The sequence below is a fragment of the Parabacteroides massiliensis genome, assembly GCF_900155425.1.
In the GTDB taxonomy this organism is placed as follows: Bacteria; Bacteroidota; Bacteroidia; order Bacteroidales; family Tannerellaceae; genus Parabacteroides; species Parabacteroides massiliensis.
Window position 1 is genome coordinate 58,496 of sequence record NZ_LT700192.1, and the last position, 17,042, is coordinate 75,537.

Sequence of the window (17,042 nt, forward strand, 5' to 3'; positions counted from 1 at the left end):
ATTATAAAGAGAAAGGGCAAAACAGAAAACTCCGTTTTGCCCTTTTCTTTATCATGACCCGTACTGATTTATTTAACCAGCCCGTGGTTTTTGAATACTTTGTGAATTGCTTCCAATGCGTAGTTGAGCTGTTCGATCGTGTGAGTCGCCATCAGTGAGAAGCGGATCAGCGTATCTTCAGGCGCAACAGCCGGAGAAACTACCGGGTTTACGAAAATACCGGCTTCGAATAATTCTTTTACAATCAGGAATGTCAGATCGTTGTCGCGGATAAACAACGGGATGATCGGCGTTGAAGTATGACCGATTTCACAGCCCATGTTGCGGAATCCATCCAATGCATAGTGAGTCAGTTTCCACAGATGCTCGATGCGTTCAGGTTCGCTCAACATGATATCGAGTGCCGCACCGGCAGCAGCAGTAGCGGCAGGAGTGTTGCTTGCACTGAATATATAGGAGCGGGAATTGTGACGGAGATAATTGATTGTCTCTTTATCCGAGGCGATGAAACCGCCGATAGAAGCAAGTGACTTGCTGAATGTACCCATGATCAGGTCTACATCGTCAGTCACACCGAAGTGATTACAAGTTCCCCGGCCGTGATCGCCCAAAACACCCAGGCCGTGAGCTTCGTCAACCATTACGCTTGCATTATATTTCTTAGCCAACGCCACGATTTCCGGTAATTTGGCAATGTCGCCTTCCATACTGAACACACCGTCGATAACGATCAGCTTCACTTTGTCGGGTTCGCATTTCTGGAGCTGCTTTTCCAGAGACTCAATGTCGTTATGTTTGTATTTCAGTTTGGTGGAGAAAGAAAGACGGTGTCCTTCAATGATAGATGCATGATCCAACTCGTCCCAGATGATATAGTCTTCACGTCCTGTCAGGCAGGATACTACACCTAAGTTTACCTGAAATCCAGTAGAATAAACAATGGCATCTTCCTTACCGACAAATTCGGCCAGACGTTTTTCCAACTGAATGTGCAAATCCAGCGTTCCGTTCAGGAAACGCGAACCGGCACAACCCGTACCATATTTCTTAATGGCATCAATAGCTGCCTCTTTTACTTTCGGATGGTTTGTCAGGCCTAAATAGGCATTAGAACCAAACATCAGGACCTTTTTACCGCTGATCGTTACTTCTGTATCCTGATCACTTTCAATCATTCTGAAGTATGGATAAATTCCTGCGGCCATGGCCCGTTGAGGAGCATCGTACTTTGATAGTTTCTCTTGTAAAAGTTTCATATTATAATTAACAGAGAATGATTTTCTCGCTACGTTGTTATTCTAAAAGAATCCGGATTTGCTTACTACATAATATTTATGTTTCGGCAAATCCAGCTGCAAAAGTAGTAAAAAAATAACTTATAGTAGCCGAAATGCTTTAAAAGTTTTACAAAAGCATTATTTTTGTCCCTTCAAAGTAAGTAACAGTTAGAATGGAGGGACAAGCAATCAGCATACAGGCCATTATAAATCCGATATCGGGTGTCGGTTCGAAAAGGAAGATTCCGAAAATGATTGAGACTGCATTTGCGGGCGGAAATAGAAGTGTGGAAATTTCTTTTACGGAATATCCCGGGCATGCCAGCGAATTGACGCGGCAAGCACTTGAGAAAGGTGCTAATTGTGTGATTGCCGTCGGGGGAGACGGAACTGTGAACGAGATAGCCCGTGCCATGCTCCATTCGGATGCTGTGTTAGGAATTATCCCGAAAGGTTCCGGCAACGGCCTGGCACGTGAATTACATATTCCGATGGATGCACGCCGGGCGATCGACCTGATAGCAAAAGGGCACATTTCGACAATTGACTGTTGCAAGGCGAACGGACGTATTTTTTTCTGTACCTGCGGAGTCGGTTTTGATGCGGCGGTCAGTCAGAAGTTTGCCGGAGAGAAACGCCGCGGGTCACTCACTTATATAAAGAACACGGTGGAGGAATATCTGAGTTACCGGCCCGAACCTTATGAACTTTTGATCGATAACCAGACGGTCAAGGAAAAGGCGTTTCTGGTGGCTTGCGGAAATGCTTCCCAATATGGTAATAATGCGTTTATCGCCCCCCATGCCAATATTCAGGATGGTGAGATGGACATAACGATCCTTTCTCCTTTCGGGCCGTTGGACATAGCGCCCTTGGCGATCCAATTGTTTACGAAGCAGATCGACCGGAATAGCAAGATCAAGACATTCAAAGGAAAAGAGGTTACGATCATCCGCCAGAAGCCGGGAGTCATGCATCTGGACGGCGAACCAGTCATGGCAGACAGCCGGATCGAGATATCCGTTCTTCCTAAATCATTGAATGTATTGACTCCCGAAACTGTTTCCTTTACGGAAGAGGTGCAGAACCTGTTTGGCGAAGTAACCCGCTTCTTCGATAAGAAACTCCCTTACATCTTCAGATAAAAATCTTTGGTCAGGCTGATATACTCGTCGGTGTATTGATGCCTTGCAATCTCGATGGTCAGTTGGTCGGAGCATGTGAAAGGAGTGGTCGATTCTGCCGTCAGTTCGACTAACAACCGTTTCGGCTCGGCACCGGGCACGGGAATGACGGAGGTCTCTTTCGATAGAAACAGATGGTATGTCCGGATGCAATCCGCAAGACGTTCTTTTTGATCGTAGGGCAAGATGAGAGCGATGCGTCCCTGCGGGGCAAGCAGTTTTCGGCTGTCCTGCAACAAATCTTCCAATGTCAGCGTGTCGGTATGGCGGGCCGTGTTTCGCTTCCGGTCGGGACATTTCAACGAGTCGACGAAATAAGGGGGATTGGATACAATCAGGTCATATAGATTCGTGCCGGCTTGTGCGAAATCGGCCAAGGCGGAATGCCGGACATTTATCCGTCCGGCAAAGGAAGAAGATTCTGTGTTTTCCTGTGCCTGGAGGCAAGCATCGGCATCTATGTCGATGGCGTCGATAACAGCTTTGCTGCGTTGTGCCAACATCAGGGCGATCAGTCCGGTTCCTGTTCCGATGTCCAGTATGCGGTTGCATGATTCTATTCCGGCCCATGCTCCGAGCAGAACACCGTCGGTCCCTACTTTCATCGCACATTTATCATGGCGGATGGTAAACTGTTTGAATTGGAAAAAAGGATTTGACATAGCAATTGACAATTAGTAATTGACAATTGACAATTGGTGTGGACTGAGTAATTGTTCATAGTCACATGGTCCATTGTCAATTGTTTTGTGCAAAAGTAGTCGGATTTGAGTTAAAAACAGTAACTTTGGCACGTTTATTGTATAAAATAGAATTGCGGGTGATAAATGAATATTCCGCAACTATGACAAAGAATATATGAAGAAAGATAAAGTAACGATGTTTGCCGAGGAGTCGTACAACGACTTGGATGATAATATTGGTATCGTAATGCCTATCCTCACGGATTGTGATGTTGATGAAGACTTTACTGAAGGAATGGAAAAGGTGGGAGAGGAACTGCCTATTCTTCCGCTTCGGAATATGGTGTTGTTTCCGGGGGTAGCTATGCCGGTCATGATAGGGCGTCCTAAATCCATGCGCTTGATTAAGGAGGCAGCCCATAAGAAAAGCCTGATCGGAGTGGTTTGCCAGAAGGATATGGATACGGAAGACCCGAAGATAGAAGATCTGTATACGACAGGAGTAGTGGCAGACATTGTCCGTGTGCTCGAAATGCCGGACGGAACGACGACCGTGATCCTGCAAGGAAAGAAGCGTTTCCAACTGGAAGAACTTTCTACTTACGATCCCTACCTGACCGGAAAGATCAAACTGCTCGAAGACGTCATGCCGGACAAGTCCGATCGTGAATTCGAAGCACTTGTCTCGACTATCAAGGATTTGACAATCAAGATGCTCGGTGCTACATCCGAGCCGCCTCGCGACTTGATATTTTCAATACGGAATAACAAAAATATTCTTTACCTGATTAATTTCTCTTGTTGTAACGTTCCCAACGGATCGTCGGAAAAACAAGATCTGTTGTTGATCGGTAACCTGAAAGACCGTGCATACCGTCTTTTGTTCATCTTGAACCGGGAGTATCAGTTGGTGGAATTGAAAACATCCATCCAGATGAAGACGCACGAGGATATAAACCAGCAGCAGAAAGAATATTTCCTCCAACAGCAGATCAAGACAATCCAGGAAGAACTGGGCGGAAACATCAATGAGTTGGAGATAAAGGAACTGCGTGAGAAGGCAGCCCGGAAAAAATGGCCGCCTGCTGTGGCCGAAACATTTGAGAAAGAGGTTCGCAAGCTGGAACGCCTGCATCCGCAATCTCCTGATTTTTCCATCCAGACACAATATGTACAGACGATCGTCAATCTGCCATGGAACGAATACAGCAAAGATAATTTCAATCTTGCCCATGCGCAGAAAGTCTTGGATCGCGACCATTATGGGCTGGAAAAGGTGAAAGAACGTATCATCGAACATTTGGCCGTACTGAAGCTGAAGGGAGATATGAAGTCGCCCATAATCTGCCTGTTCGGACCTCCGGGAGTCGGCAAGACTTCGTTGGGAAAATCGATCGCAGAAGCCTTGCACCGTAAGTATGTCCGGGTCTCGTTGGGCGGCCTGCATGACGAAGCGGAGATACGCGGTCATCGTCGTACCTATATCGGCGCGATGTCCGGACGTATCATCCAGAATCTCCAGAAAGCCGGAACTTCAAACCCTGTGTTTATTCTTGACGAGATCGACAAGGTGACGAATGATTTCAAAGGCGATCCCGCTTCCGCTTTGCTTGAGGTGTTGGATCCGGAGCAGAACAACGCTTTCCATGACAATTATTTGGATATAGATTATGACCTGAGCAAAGTTATGTTTATCGCGACCGCCAATAACCTGAACACGATTTCCCAGCCGTTGCTGGACCGTATGGAGCTGATCGAGGTGAGTGGCTATATCATGGAGGAGAAAGTAGAAATCGCTGCCCGCCATTTGGTTCCGAAGCAGTTGGAGATCCACGGTCTGTCGAAAGGCAAAGTGAAGTTCCCGAAAAAGACATTGCAGGCGATCATCGAATCCTATACCCGCGAGAGCGGTGTGCGTGAATTGGACAAAAAGATTGCCAAGATCATGCGTAAGCTGGCCCGCAAACTGGCGTCAGGAGAAGAACTTCCGGCACAGATACGTCCCGAAGACTTGCATGATTATTTGGGAGCAGTCGAATATTCGCGTGATAAATACCAGGGAAATGACTATGCCGGTGTCGTAACCGGGCTTGCTTGGACGGCTGTCGGCGGTGAAATCCTGTTTGTGGAATCCAGTTTGAGCAAAGGAAAGGGGTCGAAGCTCACTTTGACAGGTAACTTAGGTGACGTGATGAAAGAATCTGCCATGTTGGCACTCGAATATATTCATTCGCATGCCGGATTGTTCGGTATCGACGAAGATATGTTTGAAAACTGGAATGTACATATCCATGTGCCGGAAGGAGCGATTCCGAAAGACGGTCCGAGTGCCGGTATCACGATGGTAACTTCATTGGTGTCTGCCTTTACGCAGCGTAAGGTGCGCAGTAACCTGGCTATGACCGGTGAGATCACGCTGCGCGGCAAAGTCCTTCCGGTAGGCGGCATCAAGGAAAAGATACTGGCTGCCAAACGTGCCGGCATCAAGGAACTGATCCTCTGTCAAGAGAATAGGAAAGATATCGAAGAGATCAAGCCCGACTATCTGAAAGGACTGACTTTCCATTATGTGGATGATATCCGCCAAGTAGTCGATTTGGCCTTGTTGAAGGAAAAAGTAGCTAATCCGTTGTTCTAAAGGTTATATATTTTTTACAATAACCCCTTTTCAGGCTATTTCCCTATTTCATCCGAAATCCGGGTATGTTTTGGATTGACTTTTTTCCGGGTTTCGGTTGCTTTTTTTGACTACAGGAAAAATGAGGCGCTGAGGTCGTTTAGGAAAGCTGGCGATTTGGTTACCGGAAGAGGAAAACGCGTGCAAAGTGATAAATCTTATCTTCCGGAGAATCGGATATTTTCAGATAAATCGGGTGGTGTCCCAAATATTCCAACGGTATTTTAGGGGCTTGTTGCCGTGAGGTGCGCGGTTTTTTACAATGACAAGGGACTTCATCGCCGTGAGGTCCGTTGTCGTTGTATATGACGACCGTTCTCGTGGCGATGAAGTCCCTTGTAAATGGAATGACGACCGTCTTCGTTGCGAAGAAGTGCCGGACAGTGGGTGAAAGTTCCTTTTTGACGTCGAAAAAGCAAATTAACATTTGTTTGATGCCAGTTCTCTTTTGAGCCTGAAAAATGCGTTTTCTACAATAAGTATCTTTACGTGCCGGCAGGTTGTGACTCTATTATGCTTCTTCTTTTGTTTCTTCAGCCGGAGCCTCTTCCGCTGCCGGTTCTTCCGGAGTGAATTCCGTGATGCCGGCACCGATCAAGATGTTATACCAGGAGATCAATTTCTTGATGTCGCTCGGATATACGCGTTCACGGTCAAAATTGGGAAGTATCTCTGCGAAATAAGCACGCAGTTCGTCCGGTTTGGCGGATGTGGAAATAGAAGCTTGCTGTCCGTTTTCTTTATTTTTGACGCTGGTCAGAACTTCATGCAAAGGGACTTCTGCTTCATCTGTGTAGATAGCGATGTCTCCCAGAGAAATTACTTTATCTTTTGCGTATGCAGGAACTCTTTTCTTGTCTGCTAACGACTCAACAATCAGCATATTTTTCCCATGGGAAACCAATTTAAACAATCCCGGTTTGCCCGAGATAGACAAAATCGTCTTCAACATAATACTTTGTTTTTCTAATAGTGTTTAACTTTTGAGTGTGCAAATGTAACATAACTACCGGGAATTTTCGGCAGTTTTGAATATATTTTCTTGTTTCTAATGATTATTCACTAAGCGTAAATCGATCCTTCAACTGATTCTATTATCTTATTACGTTTGTTATAAGATTGAAAGTCAGGTTTTTCTTGTTTTTAGTCCGGAAAGGAAAGTACTTATCTGCGGAAGTAAAGCCTGTTCTCCGTCATTGAAGATCACGTAGTCCGATTTCTCTTTCTTTACTTCATCCGGCAACTGGCTTTCGATACGGCGTATGACCTCTTCGCGGGAAACGGCATCGCGTTCGAGCGCCCGCCCGATGCGTATCTCCATCGGGGCATAGACCATCAGTGTCGTGTCGACAATCCGGTTAAAACCCGATTCGAAAAGGATAGCGGACTCGATGGCGCATACCGGGGTTTTCTGTCTCTCCGCCCAAGCGAGAAAGTGGCGGTTCACTTCCGGATGAATGATTGCATTCACCTGCTCAAGCCGTTCCGGGGTTCCGAAAATATGGGAGGCGAGTCGTTTTTTATCCAAACCGTCGGGCGTATAAAGTTCCTTTCCGAACAGGGCAATCAGTTTTTCCCTGATAACGGGCGAGGAGGCCGTCAGACGCTTACTTTCCGTATCTGCGATATACACAGGTATGCCTGATAACTCCAATAAGGCGGCTACCACTGATTTGCCGCTCCCGATTCCTCCGGTTATTCCTATCTTAATCATTTGATTTTGTTTGTTCCAATATAAATTCGATCCTGTCCGGTGAAATTGTGGCGACATCCACCCAACCCGGTTTTTTGTTCAGTTGCAAAGGTAATGTTCCCGAAGCGCTTTGCTCCAGGTCAGCAAAAGAGATCCGTATTTCGAAATCATCCGCCGAGACATCCTTGAAGCGTGAAAGAGGGACGCTACAACTTACTTTCACGACAGACGGGAATGTGCGCAGGGTATAATGGCGTGGCAGATTGGTGCAGATAACCGGTATCTCCAGCGTCTTTTCCGTATACTCTTCTATCGGGATCGTAACGGTCACACTTGTCGGTTCGAGAGTGGCTCCGTCTATTTTTTCCAGTTGGACGGTGCGTGTGACGGTTTTGTTTCCTTTTTTTATCTCGGTATAGACTGTTTTTATCTCTTTCAAAGTATCCAGAACGACATCACTGGCGTAAACGCTGATGTTATGGGGAGTAATGGATATGTCGCCTGAGACTTTGAAGCCGGCGTTCGTTTGGACAGTCCCTTCGAACACGGCCGGTATCTCCTTTTTCATGCGTTTACTGTAGGCTGCGTCGATATGTTGAGGATCGAAACCGAGCAGGGAAGTAGTCGCAATCAGTTGTTTCTTGATATCGCTTTCGATTTCTTTCCTGCTGATGGCCAGTTTACCTGCTTTTTCCGGTTTTGTTTTCATATTGGCCTCAATCGGGGCAAACGACCGGCCGAAGGAGTAGTTCAGCAACACGCTCCCTTTGTCTTTCACTTTGACCGTAATAGCTTCGGGAGGCGTTTCAGTGAAAGATATATCCGGTGGCACATTCTTGTATTTGACCGGAATCTTGATATCTATTTCATACTCCTGTTGCAGGCTCTGGAGGAGCCAGAAACCGAAAGCCAACAGTATAAAACAGAAAAAGATCAAGGCTTCTTTCCACTCTTGACGGCGAAGAAAAGCCTTAATCTCTATCCGGGCAGACTTGAATGTTTGTTTGATTAGTCCAAGTCGTGACATATGGTTCCGTTGTTTATTTTTGCTGTGCGTCCTCTGCAGATGCAAACACGGATGTTTTGTCTACACGGATGCGTACGCCATCAGAAATTTCAATCAACATATATGTATCACCGATCTCTTTGATTTTTCCGTAGATACCTCCGGCGGTGATCACTTTGTCTCCCGCTTTCAAGGCTTCACGGGCTTTCTGAATTTCTTTTTGTTTCTTTTGTTGCGGACGGATCATAAAGAAATAGAAGATCGCAACAATAACAACCATCATCAAAATACCGGACCATTGCTGGCTTCCACCGGCGGCCTGAAGTAAAATAGTAAGTAAGCTCATATAACTATAAACATTAATAAGTTAATATCAATTCGATACTGACACAAATGTAAGGATAATAATTAATCTTTGAGCAATAACTTTTCTTTTTTTAACTCGCTGACGACAGAATCTAAAATACCGTTGATAAACGTTCCGCTTTTCGGGGTACTGTAGTATTTGGCCGTGTCGATATATTCATTCAGCGTCACGTTAATAGGTATTGTCGGGAACGTCATGATTTCGGCCAACGCTACCTGCATGATGATAAGGTCCATATTGGCGATGCGTTCAGTTTCCCAGTTTTTCATATGCTTGTTGATGCGTTCGCGGAATTCGCTTCCTTTCATCAATGTTTGGCGGAATAATTTAATAGCGAAAGATTGGTCTTCGAGATCTTTAAACATCGGCAACAATTTTTGTTTGCTTCCGGCTGCTTCATCGAATTGTTTGATCGTTTTCAGCGTAAATGTTTCGATGATGGAGATGTCGTCGTTCCAGTAAATGCTTTTATCTTGCAGGTACTCATCGATCGCTTCATTGCCGCAGATCAGTTTTTTGAATACGACGCGCCAGAATTCCTTGTCTGTTTCGTACGAATCGTTTTCGTTGTCCAGGTATTCCTTGTATTGTTCGGACGATAAGATCAGGTCGAGCACCATCCTGATGAAGTCTTCGTCATTATCCCATGAAAGCCCCTGTTCGGCCACATATTTCTGAAGCATTTCGTTTTCTGCTAATTGTGCAGCAAAACGATTTTCTATCAAGCGGGTGTTGGGGTTCAGTTCTGCTGCTGTCGGCATATACTTGTTCTTACGGGCATCCAAGAGGCGTCTTTGTAAGTTTGTGACATCGACAATTAGGAGAAGAAAATAATGATATAAGTCATAAGACTTTCTGAGGCTGAAAAGCAATTCGTTTTCCGCTACTTTGAGGTCGTTGTTTCCGTTTTGATAGTAAGAATATACTATCTGTAAAACTTTAATGCGGATTAAAATTCTGTTGATCATCGTTTGAAGGAACTACTTGTTATAAATTTGGCTGCAAAGTTAGTTATTCTTTTTATAAAAGTTCACCGTCTTGCCTAATTTTCTGTGTGTTGTTTATTATTTCGTAATATTCTGATTATTTTAACGCATTTTTATGCGTTAAAATAGTTGTCGTTAAAAAAAAATGCACATATTTGAAGCAAGTTTATGATAAATGGGTGGGTGTTTAACGAATGTTTGCTATAATGGAAGACTCGGTGAAGAAAATACAAGTTGAAGGTGGTGATAAAGAGATTTTGTACTCTAAAACCATTAAAGCGGGAAAAAGAATTTATTATCTGGATGTAAAGAAGAATCTGAAGGACGATTTATTTTTGGCTGTAACGGAAAGTAAGAAGGTGCAGCCGAAGAATGGCACGCAGGTTTCTTTTGAAAAGCATAAGATTTTCCTGTATAAGGAGGACTTTGACAAGTTCATGGATGGAATGAATGATGTAATCAGTTACATTAAGCAATGTAGGGCAGCCGGTGAAGAGCCGGAGGAGACAATGCCCGGAGAAAATCGTCAGGAAGACGATTCGGATGAGATCAAACTGAATATTGAATTTTGACAAAGTCGGTAATGGATGAAAATAACAAGGGGCTGTTCCGAAAGGAAACAGCCCCTTGTCTTTATAGGCCCTGTTTGAAGGATACCTATTGGTGTTGCGGTTTATTCTGCCGGATGAATTGCTTCAGTAGGACAAGCATCTGCGCAAGTTCCACAATCTGCACACATTTCAGGGTCGATGCTGTATTTGTCGCCTTCTGAAATTGCTCCTACCGGACATTCGTCAATACAAGTACCGCAAGCGATACAATCGTCACTAATTACGTAAGCCATTTTTTTAAACGTTTAAATTGATAACTATTAGTTCGTGCAAAAATAGAGCTTTCTTTGAATTAAAAAAAGAACTCCTCCTTTTTTTTACAAATAAATGCTCTTTTGCAATAAGTCGGGCTCTTTCCCGTTATAAATTCAAAATTGCGAAAAGAATTGAGACGTCTACTATTTATCATATGTGTATTCTTTCTGTCTGTAACAGCTGTAATGGCTCAGAAAGAAAAGGTGAAGAATCAGCCCTATGCGGATTTGAAATGGTTTCACTTAGGATTTCATGTTGGCTTGCATGCGCAGGACTTGATATTGACTAATAGCGGTGTGGCGACAAACGGTGAAACCTGGTATGCCGAGATTCCGAACTATTCGCCCGGTTTTAGTGTCGGGGTTATCGGAGATATGTACTTGAACCCGTATTTCAACTTGCGTTTTACGCCGACTATCCATTTCGGGGATAAAAAAATCGTGTTCCGTCGTCCTGAAATGGAAGGAGTGGAGGGAACGGATGAAAATCCGGTGGTAAGCATGTATTCCTCTTCTGTCCGTTCCAATTACCTGACGTTTCCGCTTGATGTGAAGTACAGTGCTTTCCGTGTGAATAACTATCGTCCTTATCTGATTGGCGGTATTTACGGTGCTTTCGACCTGGGGCGTAAAAAAGGAAATCCGATCCTGTTGAAAGGAACGGATTTCGGTGTAGAATTCGGTATCGGATGTGATATTTATCTTCCGTTTTTTAAATTATGTCCGGAACTTAAATTCAGTTTCGGTTTGGTAGACCTGCTGGAGAAAGACCGGAGCGACTTGGCTGATCCGGATTTGATCAAATATCCGAACTCCCTGTCCAAAGCAACTTCCCGGATGGTGACACTCACCTTTAATTTCGAATAAATAATTCGATATAGATGTAACTGGCGGGAACAGCCAGCATGACGCTGTCGAAGCGATCCAGCATTCCACCGTGGCCCGGCAATATATTACCGGAGTCTTTTACTCCGAGCGTACGTTTCAGCAGGGATTCGACCAAATCTCCCCAGGTTCCGAACAGGACGACCGTTGTTGCCAGCCCCAGCCAATTGAGCCGGCTTATTTCCGGATCGAACCAAGCGAACGCCTGTGAGGAAGCCAAGACGAGGATCAACCCGCCAAAGAAACCTTCCCATGATTTCTTTGGAGAGATCCGTTCAAATAATTTTCTTTTCCCGATCAGCGAACCGACCAGATATGCCCCCGTATCGTCCAACCAGACAAAGATAAAAATGGCCATGATGAAGAGCGGTGTGTAGCTCATGACACCGGGGGTTCCCGGTTCCGCACCGATAAAGTTCAGCATGGAAAAGGAACCGGCACAATAAACCTGGGCAAAAAGTGTGAATGCCCAGTTGTTGATCGGATTCGGAGCCTTGTAATAGAGCTCGGCTATCATTGTCAATATGATAAAGAGCAGATAGGGTAGGAAGATCATACCGTCCGTCAGTCCGTTTGCATAAACGAAAGTGGCGATAAACAGATAGACTCCTCCGAGCACATTCACGGCTCGTTGCAGATTTGCATTTTCATAATGCTTGACCAGACCTCCGAATTCCCACAAAGTCAATCCTGTTATGAGACAGAAAAGAATAAGGAAGAAAATCGGATGGATACAAATGGCTCCCACCAGTACCACGACGAAAATAATGCCGGTTAACGCCCGTGTAATTAGATTTTTCAAGACGATAGTGTTTTTTTATTGGTTTTCGGCTTTTTTGCCGTTTGCTTTCTCTTGCAGTTCCAGTATCTCTTCCGAGCGGGAAACCCAAGCACGCTTACCGAAAATATGTTCGACATCTTCCGTGTAGATTACTTCCCGTTCCAGCAAAACTTGAGCCAACTTGTTGTGTCCTTCCGCGTGTTCTTTCAGGATGCTTTTGGCTCGTTCGTATTGCTCGTTGATAATGTTCTGTACTTCCTGGTCGATCATCCGGGCTGTTTCCTCGCTGTACGGTTTGGTGAAGCCCCAGTCTTGTCCGCTTGAATCGTAATAATTGATGTTGGGAAGTTTATCGCTCATCCCAAAATATACGACCATTGCGTAGGCCTGCTTAGTCACGCGCTCGAGGTCATTCGAGGCCCCGGTTGTTATTTTACCGAGGAAAAACTCGTCGGCAGCTCGTCCGCCTAATGTTGCGCACATTTCGTCAAGCATCTGTTCCCGGGTTGTGATCTGTCTCTCTTCAGGCATGTACCAAGCTGCCCCTAATGCTTTACCTCTCGGCACGATGGTTACTTTTACCAACGGATTGGCATGTTCCAGGAACCAGCTTAATGTGGCGTGACCGGCTTCGTGATAAGCAATGCTTTTCCGTTCGTCTGCAGTTGTTATCATCGTTCGTTTCTCCAAACCTCCGACGATACGGTCAACCGCATTCATGAAGTCATCTTTTTGGACAAACTTTTTACCGTTACGGGCGGCAATCAATGCGGCTTCATTGCAGACATTGGCAATGTCGGCTCCGGAGAAACCGGGAGTCTGGCGTGCCATGAATTCGGCATCGACGCTTTCGTCTATTTTGATCGGACGCAGATGCACTCCGAATATCTCCTTGCGCTCGTTCAGGTCAGGCAATTCCACGTGAATCTGACGGTCGAAACGTCCGGCACGAAGCAACGCCTTATCCAGAATGTCGGCACGGTTCGTGGCGGCCAGGATAATAACACCGCTGTTGGATCCGAAACCGTCCATTTCCGTAAGCAACTGGTTCAACGTGTTTTCGCGTTCATCGTTGCTGTTCATGTTTACATTTTTACCACGGGCGCGACCGACTGCATCGATTTCGTCGATAAACACGATACAAGGCGCTTTCTCCTTTGCTTGGCGGAACAGATCACGTACACGGGAAGCACCCACGCCGACGAACATTTCAACGAAGTCCGAACCTGACAGGGAGAAGAACGGAACGTCAGCTTCTCCAGCTACAGCCTTGGCCAATAATGTCTTACCGGTTCCGGGAGGGCCTACGAGCAAGGCTCCTTTGGGTATTTTACCTCCCAATTCCGTGTATTTTTCGGGGCTTTTCAAGAAAGAAACAATCTCTTCCACTTCCTGTTTCGCCTCTGCAAGGCCGGCAACATCCTTGAATGTTACTTTCCGGTCGTTGTCTTTGTCGAAAAGCTGGGCTTTTGCTTTGCCTACACTGAATACTCCGCCGGGACCACCGCTTGCGCCACCTGACATGCGTCGCATCAGGAAGATCCACACGACGATGATCAGCAAGATCGGACCGAATGAAACAAGGAAATTCCAGATAACATCATCGCCTTCCTCAAAACTGACCTGTGTAGTAATATGATTTTCAGCAACAGCCTTGTCATAGAAGTCTGAGAATTTATCGGCCGACGGTATTTTGACATATACTTTCGGGTTGGTCCCCAATACAGCACTGTCTTTTTTGAATACCAAACCTTTCTGTCCGTCTTTTACGGTTGCTTCAACCAAGTTCTTTTTGTTGTAGACAACCATCCGGTCGAATACGTTTTCCTGCGCTAACTTTTGGAACTCGGTCCAGCCTAATTCTTTAGATGCCGAAGAATCGTTTGTCAGGTACAACGCAAAAAGCATTATAAAAATGAGCCCGTACATCCAATAAAGATTAAACTTGAACATCTTTTGCTTATTGTTCTTCGGTGCTTTGTTAAACATGTCGTTTTTATTTTCCATATGTAATTATCTCTAAACAATGTAAGACCCGGTCGTCAGTCGAGGTCGGCGATCTGAGTCACTTTGGCATCCGACCAAAGGTTTTCCAGATTGTAAAACTCGCGAAGTCCCGGTAAAAATATATGTACAAGAACCGTGCCATAGTCCATTCCGATCCATTCGGAACGCTGTGCTCCATCTATTGAAAGCGGTTTTTCTCCCGCCTTGCGATGGGCAAAATCCCAAACCGAATCCGACAATGCGGAAACCTGTGTAGGAGTGTTACCTTCGCAGATTATCATATATTGGCAGATCGAGCCGGATAATTGGGTTAAGTCTACGGTTACAATATTTTTGCCTTTTTTTTCCTGTAGTCCTTCTACAATCGTTTTAACTAATTCTTCTGTTTGATCCATCTACTTTTTATTGAATAATATTCGAAGTCGCAAATATACTTCTTATATTTATTATGTGGGTGATTTCCCTCTATTAATATATGTATATACTTGCAAAATCAAAACAAGCAGCAAAAGAAAAAAGTTTATTAAGCAAAAAATTTCACCGTATCATTTGTTTATTTTGAAAAAGTATGTACTTTTGCACTCGCTAACAACAAGAGAGTTGACAAGCTTAATTAAAATTGTTCAATGGTGTAATGGTAGCACAACAGATTCTGGTCCTGTTAGTCCAGGTTCGAGCCCTGGTTGAACAACAAAAAAAATTAATTGTCATCTTTGTTGAACGGAAATTGTTCAATGGTGTAATGGTAGCACAACAGATTCTGGTCCTGTTAGTCCAGGTTCGAGCCCTGGTTGAACAACAAAAAAAGAGCTGTATCATATCTATGGTACGGCTCTTTTTTTTATACACAATGGCTGGTAGGATTCTTAATAATTGAATCCGAAATGCCAAAGCGGTATCGTGTGGGCAAAAGCAAACTCGATATTATCTTTTACAACAAACGCATCCGGGAGTCCTTCAATCTGCTTGTTTCCTTTTTTACGTCCTCCAATTTCAAACGTATAACCTTCTATGCAGAAATCAGAAGCGGAAGAGGTGATGACATCTTGGTTTACCCGCATCTGGTTAAAGAAAAAGGTTTCGCGGATATTCCCGATCTCGCTGTTTTCGCCTGCCAAGCTATAGATTAAATTTGTGTTGTCAAGATATATTTTTTCGACTTTCCCTAATCCGCGTATGCCCCCTGTGTCATCTCGTAGTTGTGCGATAAGTCCGGCTTCTTCCACATATAGGCAATAGTCTGCCACGCTGTTGCGGCTTACGTTCAGAGCCGTCGCTATATTGCTGATGTTCGGTTTGAAAGGTACACTTTTAGCGATAATGGCCAATAGTTGTTTCAGCTTGCGGCCTGTCGAAACATTCATACCGGCAAATTGTGGAATATCTGCTTCCAAGGTCAGATTTACAATCTGTTGGATATAGATATATGGGTCTTCGGAAGAAAAAGGATAATATCCTCGTTTCAGATAATCGGGAAAGAATTGATAGGGATGGAATTGGATTGGAATCTCTACTTTAAGTTGCAGTATCTCCGCTAAAGAATAGACCGGAAATGTCAGATTGTGAAAAAGTTGCAGATATTCCCGAAACGATAATCCTTGCATGTGATACATAGCTGCACGTCGGCTCAAGTCTGAGATTCCTTTGTTGATATCGAGTACGGACGATCCGGTAAATACAACCTGTAATTCGGGATGGTAATCATAGATGAGCTTCAACTCTCTTGACCAATCACTATAACGATGTATTTCATCGATGAAGAGGTGCTTTCCGCCACTTTTCACAAATGTGTCAGCCAAATCCAGTAGTCGATGGTCAGCAAAATAAAAATCTTCCGCAGTAACATATAACGAATCGTCGGTCGGTAAATTTTCCTTGATATATTGCAACACAAGTGTTGTTTTACCGATTCCACGAGGGCCGGTCAATCCGATCATCCGGTTGTTCCAATTGATCCGGTTATACATATATCTATGGAAACGAGTATCTGTTTCCAGTAATAATTTCTTATATCTGTTTTGCAAGCGTTCCATTACCTGTCTCTTTTGGACAAAGATAGGCAAATTGCTCAACAATTGAGCAAAAAACGTTCTCAAAATGCTCAACGATTGAGCATTTTGAGGACGGAATGAATATGACTTAATGTCTGTATCGCTCTAACATCTTCCGGAGAAGTTCTTGTATTTCTTGCCGAAAGGAGGCGGGACACAATACTTCCAGATTCTCCCTGTTCCATAGCAAATGTTGGATAAAGTCATACGACGGTCGCAGATAGTATCGGTAGATCGCGTAATCAAGCGTCGCTTCCAGTTCTTCTTGGGAAGAGTGGAGCGAAACCAACGGATAGAGACCATCTCCATACAATTGTTCTCGAAGAGGGCGAACTGATTGAATTAAAAGACAAAAGAACTATCAATCTTTATATAGTAATGTTTGGTATGCTTCTTTTTTCTTTTGATCTTTTATCTTTTTGAGATAAGATTGTTCCAAGAGAGTTTCAAAATCAAAATATTCTTCTTCCAATATAAGGAATTGTTTTATGACTCCTTTGATTTGGCGTTCTTGGTATAGAATAGTATTATCAGGATTTGATGTTGTGATATTGAGCATATCTTCGTTGTTTATTCTTCT

The 17,042-nt window shown here is 44.3% G+C and carries 18 protein-coding genes and 2 tRNA genes; 7 read left to right on the top strand and 13 right to left on the bottom strand.

Annotation, left to right across the window (positions count from 1 at the left end):
* Positions 1-68 precede the first annotated feature (68 nt).
* Positions 69-1,256, bottom strand: a complete 1,188-nt coding sequence (gene spt, locus BQ9893_RS19055) for a serine palmitoyltransferase (RefSeq protein WP_075967517.1) — start codon at positions 1,254-1,256, stop codon at positions 69-71.
* Between the two features lie 194 nt (positions 1,257-1,450).
* Here spt and BQ9893_RS19060 point away from each other — a divergent pair, with 194 nt between their 5' ends.
* A complete protein-coding gene (locus tag BQ9893_RS19060; protein ID WP_075967518.1) occupies positions 1,451-2,422 on the top strand; it encodes a diacylglycerol/lipid kinase family protein in 972 nt (323 codons plus the stop codon).
* Here the strand turns inward: BQ9893_RS19060 and BQ9893_RS19065 are convergent.
* A complete protein-coding gene (locus tag BQ9893_RS19065; protein ID WP_075967519.1) occupies positions 2,407-3,123 on the bottom strand; it encodes a tRNA1(Val) (adenine(37)-N6)-methyltransferase in 717 nt (238 codons plus the stop codon). The two genes, BQ9893_RS19060 and BQ9893_RS19065, sit on opposite strands and share 16 nt — an antisense overlap.
* 196 nt (positions 3,124-3,319) lie before the next feature.
* Here BQ9893_RS19065 and lon point away from each other — a divergent pair, with 196 nt between their 5' ends.
* Positions 3,320-5,782, top strand: coding sequence for an endopeptidase La (lon, locus tag BQ9893_RS19070; RefSeq protein WP_075967520.1), 2,463 nt, complete (start codon positions 3,320-3,322; stop codon positions 5,780-5,782).
* A gap of 301 nt (positions 5,783-6,083) precedes the next feature.
* Positions 6,084-6,212, top strand: a complete 129-nt coding sequence (locus BQ9893_RS22370) for a hypothetical protein (RefSeq protein WP_262497394.1) — start codon at positions 6,084-6,086, stop codon at positions 6,210-6,212.
* Positions 6,213-6,332: 120 nt separating this feature from the next.
* On the opposite strand, the gene BQ9893_RS19080 is transcribed toward BQ9893_RS22370, so the two are convergent.
* The 5 genes from BQ9893_RS19080 to nusB form a co-directional block, all read right to left on the bottom strand.
* Positions 6,333-6,773 carry a DUF5606 family protein gene (locus BQ9893_RS19080; protein WP_075967522.1) on the bottom strand — a complete coding sequence of 147 codons (441 nt, stop codon included), beginning with the start codon at positions 6,771-6,773 and terminating at the stop codon, positions 6,333-6,335.
* A 174-nt stretch (positions 6,774-6,947) separates the two neighbouring features.
* A complete protein-coding gene (gene coaE / locus BQ9893_RS19085; RefSeq protein WP_075967523.1) occupies positions 6,948-7,535 on the bottom strand; it encodes a dephospho-CoA kinase in 588 nt (195 codons plus the stop codon).
* Positions 7,528-8,541: a CdaR family protein gene (locus BQ9893_RS19090; protein WP_075967524.1), complete on the bottom strand. Its 1,014-nt coding sequence runs from the start codon at positions 8,539-8,541 to the stop codon at positions 7,528-7,530. The genes coaE and BQ9893_RS19090 overlap by 8 nt, the downstream gene beginning before the upstream one ends.
* A 13-nt stretch (positions 8,542-8,554) precedes the next feature.
* Positions 8,555-8,866 carry a preprotein translocase subunit YajC gene (yajC, locus tag BQ9893_RS19095; protein WP_005647768.1) on the bottom strand — a complete coding sequence of 104 codons (312 nt, stop codon included), beginning with the start codon at positions 8,864-8,866 and terminating at the stop codon, positions 8,555-8,557.
* A gap of 62 nt (positions 8,867-8,928) precedes the next feature.
* Positions 8,929-9,855 (bottom strand): transcription antitermination factor NusB, encoded by a 927-nt coding sequence (nusB, locus tag BQ9893_RS19100; protein ID WP_075967525.1) that lies wholly within the window; start codon positions 9,853-9,855, stop codon positions 8,929-8,931.
* A gap of 224 nt (positions 9,856-10,079) precedes the next feature.
* On the opposite strand from nusB, the gene BQ9893_RS19105 reads away from it, so the two are divergent.
* On the top strand, positions 10,080-10,445 hold the full coding sequence (locus BQ9893_RS19105) for a DUF3276 family protein (protein ID WP_075967803.1): 366 nt from the start codon (positions 10,080-10,082) through the stop codon (positions 10,443-10,445).
* Positions 10,446-10,546: 101 nt separating this feature from the next.
* On the opposite strand, the gene BQ9893_RS19110 is transcribed toward BQ9893_RS19105, so the two are convergent.
* On the bottom strand, positions 10,547-10,717 hold the full coding sequence (locus BQ9893_RS19110; protein WP_075967526.1) for a DUF362 domain-containing protein: 171 nt from the start codon (positions 10,715-10,717) through the stop codon (positions 10,547-10,549).
* Between the two features lie 153 nt (positions 10,718-10,870).
* Between BQ9893_RS19110 and porT the strand changes: the two genes are divergently transcribed.
* The gene (porT, locus tag BQ9893_RS19115; RefSeq protein WP_075967527.1) at positions 10,871-11,605 is read left to right on the top strand and encodes a type IX secretion/gliding motility protein PorT/SprT; all 735 of its coding nucleotides are present in this window, start codon (positions 10,871-10,873) and stop codon (positions 11,603-11,605) included.
* On the opposite strand, the gene BQ9893_RS19120 is transcribed toward porT, so the two are convergent.
* Genes BQ9893_RS19120 through rsfS form a run of 3 tightly spaced genes read right to left on the bottom strand, consistent with a single transcriptional unit; the run spans position 11,592 to position 14,806 of the window.
* Positions 11,592-12,425, bottom strand: coding sequence for a phosphatidate cytidylyltransferase (locus BQ9893_RS19120; RefSeq protein WP_075967528.1), 834 nt, complete (start codon positions 12,423-12,425; stop codon positions 11,592-11,594). The two genes, porT and BQ9893_RS19120, sit on opposite strands and share 14 nt — an antisense overlap.
* 15 nt (positions 12,426-12,440) lie before the next feature.
* The gene (gene ftsH / locus BQ9893_RS19125) at positions 12,441-14,411 is read right to left on the bottom strand and encodes an ATP-dependent zinc metalloprotease FtsH (RefSeq protein ID WP_075967529.1); all 1,971 of its coding nucleotides are present in this window, start codon (positions 14,409-14,411) and stop codon (positions 12,441-12,443) included.
* A gap of 35 nt (positions 14,412-14,446) precedes the next feature.
* Positions 14,447-14,806: a ribosome silencing factor gene (gene rsfS / locus BQ9893_RS19130; RefSeq protein WP_075967530.1), complete on the bottom strand. Its 360-nt coding sequence runs from the start codon at positions 14,804-14,806 to the stop codon at positions 14,447-14,449.
* 225 nt (positions 14,807-15,031) lie between these two features.
* Between rsfS and BQ9893_RS19135 the strand changes: the two genes are divergently transcribed.
* A tRNA-Gln gene (locus tag BQ9893_RS19135) sits at positions 15,032-15,102 on the top strand.
* Positions 15,103-15,139: 37 nt separating this feature from the next.
* Positions 15,140-15,210, top strand: a tRNA-Gln gene (locus tag BQ9893_RS19140).
* 67 nt (positions 15,211-15,277) lie between these two features.
* On the opposite strand, the gene BQ9893_RS19145 is transcribed toward BQ9893_RS19140, so the two are convergent.
* Positions 15,278-16,444: an ATP-binding protein gene (locus tag BQ9893_RS19145; RefSeq protein WP_075967531.1), complete on the bottom strand. Its 1,167-nt coding sequence runs from the start codon at positions 16,442-16,444 to the stop codon at positions 15,278-15,280.
* Positions 16,445-16,823: 379 nt separating this feature from the next.
* Complete coding sequence (locus BQ9893_RS19150) at positions 16,824-17,021, bottom strand: hypothetical protein (protein ID WP_075967532.1); 198 nt, start codon at positions 17,019-17,021, stop codon at positions 16,824-16,826.
* Positions 17,022-17,042: the final 21 nt, after the last annotated feature.

Coding starts and splice junctions, on each gene's coding strand:
- spt (WP_075967517.1), bottom strand. CDS start 1,256: ATGAAACTTTTACAAGAGAAACTATCAAAGTACGATGCTCCTCAACGG.
- BQ9893_RS19060 (WP_075967518.1), top strand. CDS start 1,451: ATGGAGGGACAAGCAATCAGCATACAGGCCATTATAAATCCGATATCG.
- BQ9893_RS19065 (WP_075967519.1), bottom strand. CDS start 3,123: ATGTCAAATCCTTTTTTCCAATTCAAACAGTTTACCATCCGCCATGAT.
- lon (WP_075967520.1), top strand. CDS start 3,320: ATGAAGAAAGATAAAGTAACGATGTTTGCCGAGGAGTCGTACAACGAC.
- BQ9893_RS22370 (WP_262497394.1), top strand. CDS start 6,084: ATGACAAGGGACTTCATCGCCGTGAGGTCCGTTGTCGTTGTATATGAC.
- BQ9893_RS19080 (WP_075967522.1), bottom strand. CDS start 6,773: ATGTTGAAGACGATTTTGTCTATCTCGGGCAAACCGGGATTGTTTAAA.
- coaE (WP_075967523.1), bottom strand. CDS start 7,535: ATGATTAAGATAGGAATAACCGGAGGAATCGGGAGCGGCAAATCAGTG.
- BQ9893_RS19090 (WP_075967524.1), bottom strand. CDS start 8,541: ATGTCACGACTTGGACTAATCAAACAAACATTCAAGTCTGCCCGGATA.
- yajC (WP_005647768.1), bottom strand. CDS start 8,866: ATGAGCTTACTTACTATTTTACTTCAGGCCGCCGGTGGAAGCCAGCAA.
- nusB (WP_075967525.1), bottom strand. CDS start 9,855: ATGATCAACAGAATTTTAATCCGCATTAAAGTTTTACAGATAGTATAT.
- BQ9893_RS19105 (WP_075967803.1), top strand. CDS start 10,080: ATGGAAGACTCGGTGAAGAAAATACAAGTTGAAGGTGGTGATAAAGAG.
- BQ9893_RS19110 (WP_075967526.1), bottom strand. CDS start 10,717: ATGGCTTACGTAATTAGTGACGATTGTATCGCTTGCGGTACTTGTATT.
- ftsH (WP_075967529.1), bottom strand. CDS start 14,411: ATGGAAAATAAAAACGACATGTTTAACAAAGCACCGAAGAACAATAAG.
- rsfS (WP_075967530.1), bottom strand. CDS start 14,806: ATGGATCAAACAGAAGAATTAGTTAAAACGATTGTAGAAGGACTACAG.
- BQ9893_RS19145 (WP_075967531.1), bottom strand. CDS start 16,444: ATGGAACGCTTGCAAAACAGATATAAGAAATTATTACTGGAAACAGAT.
- BQ9893_RS19150 (WP_075967532.1), bottom strand. CDS start 17,021: ATGCTCAATATCACAACATCAAATCCTGATAATACTATTCTATACCAA.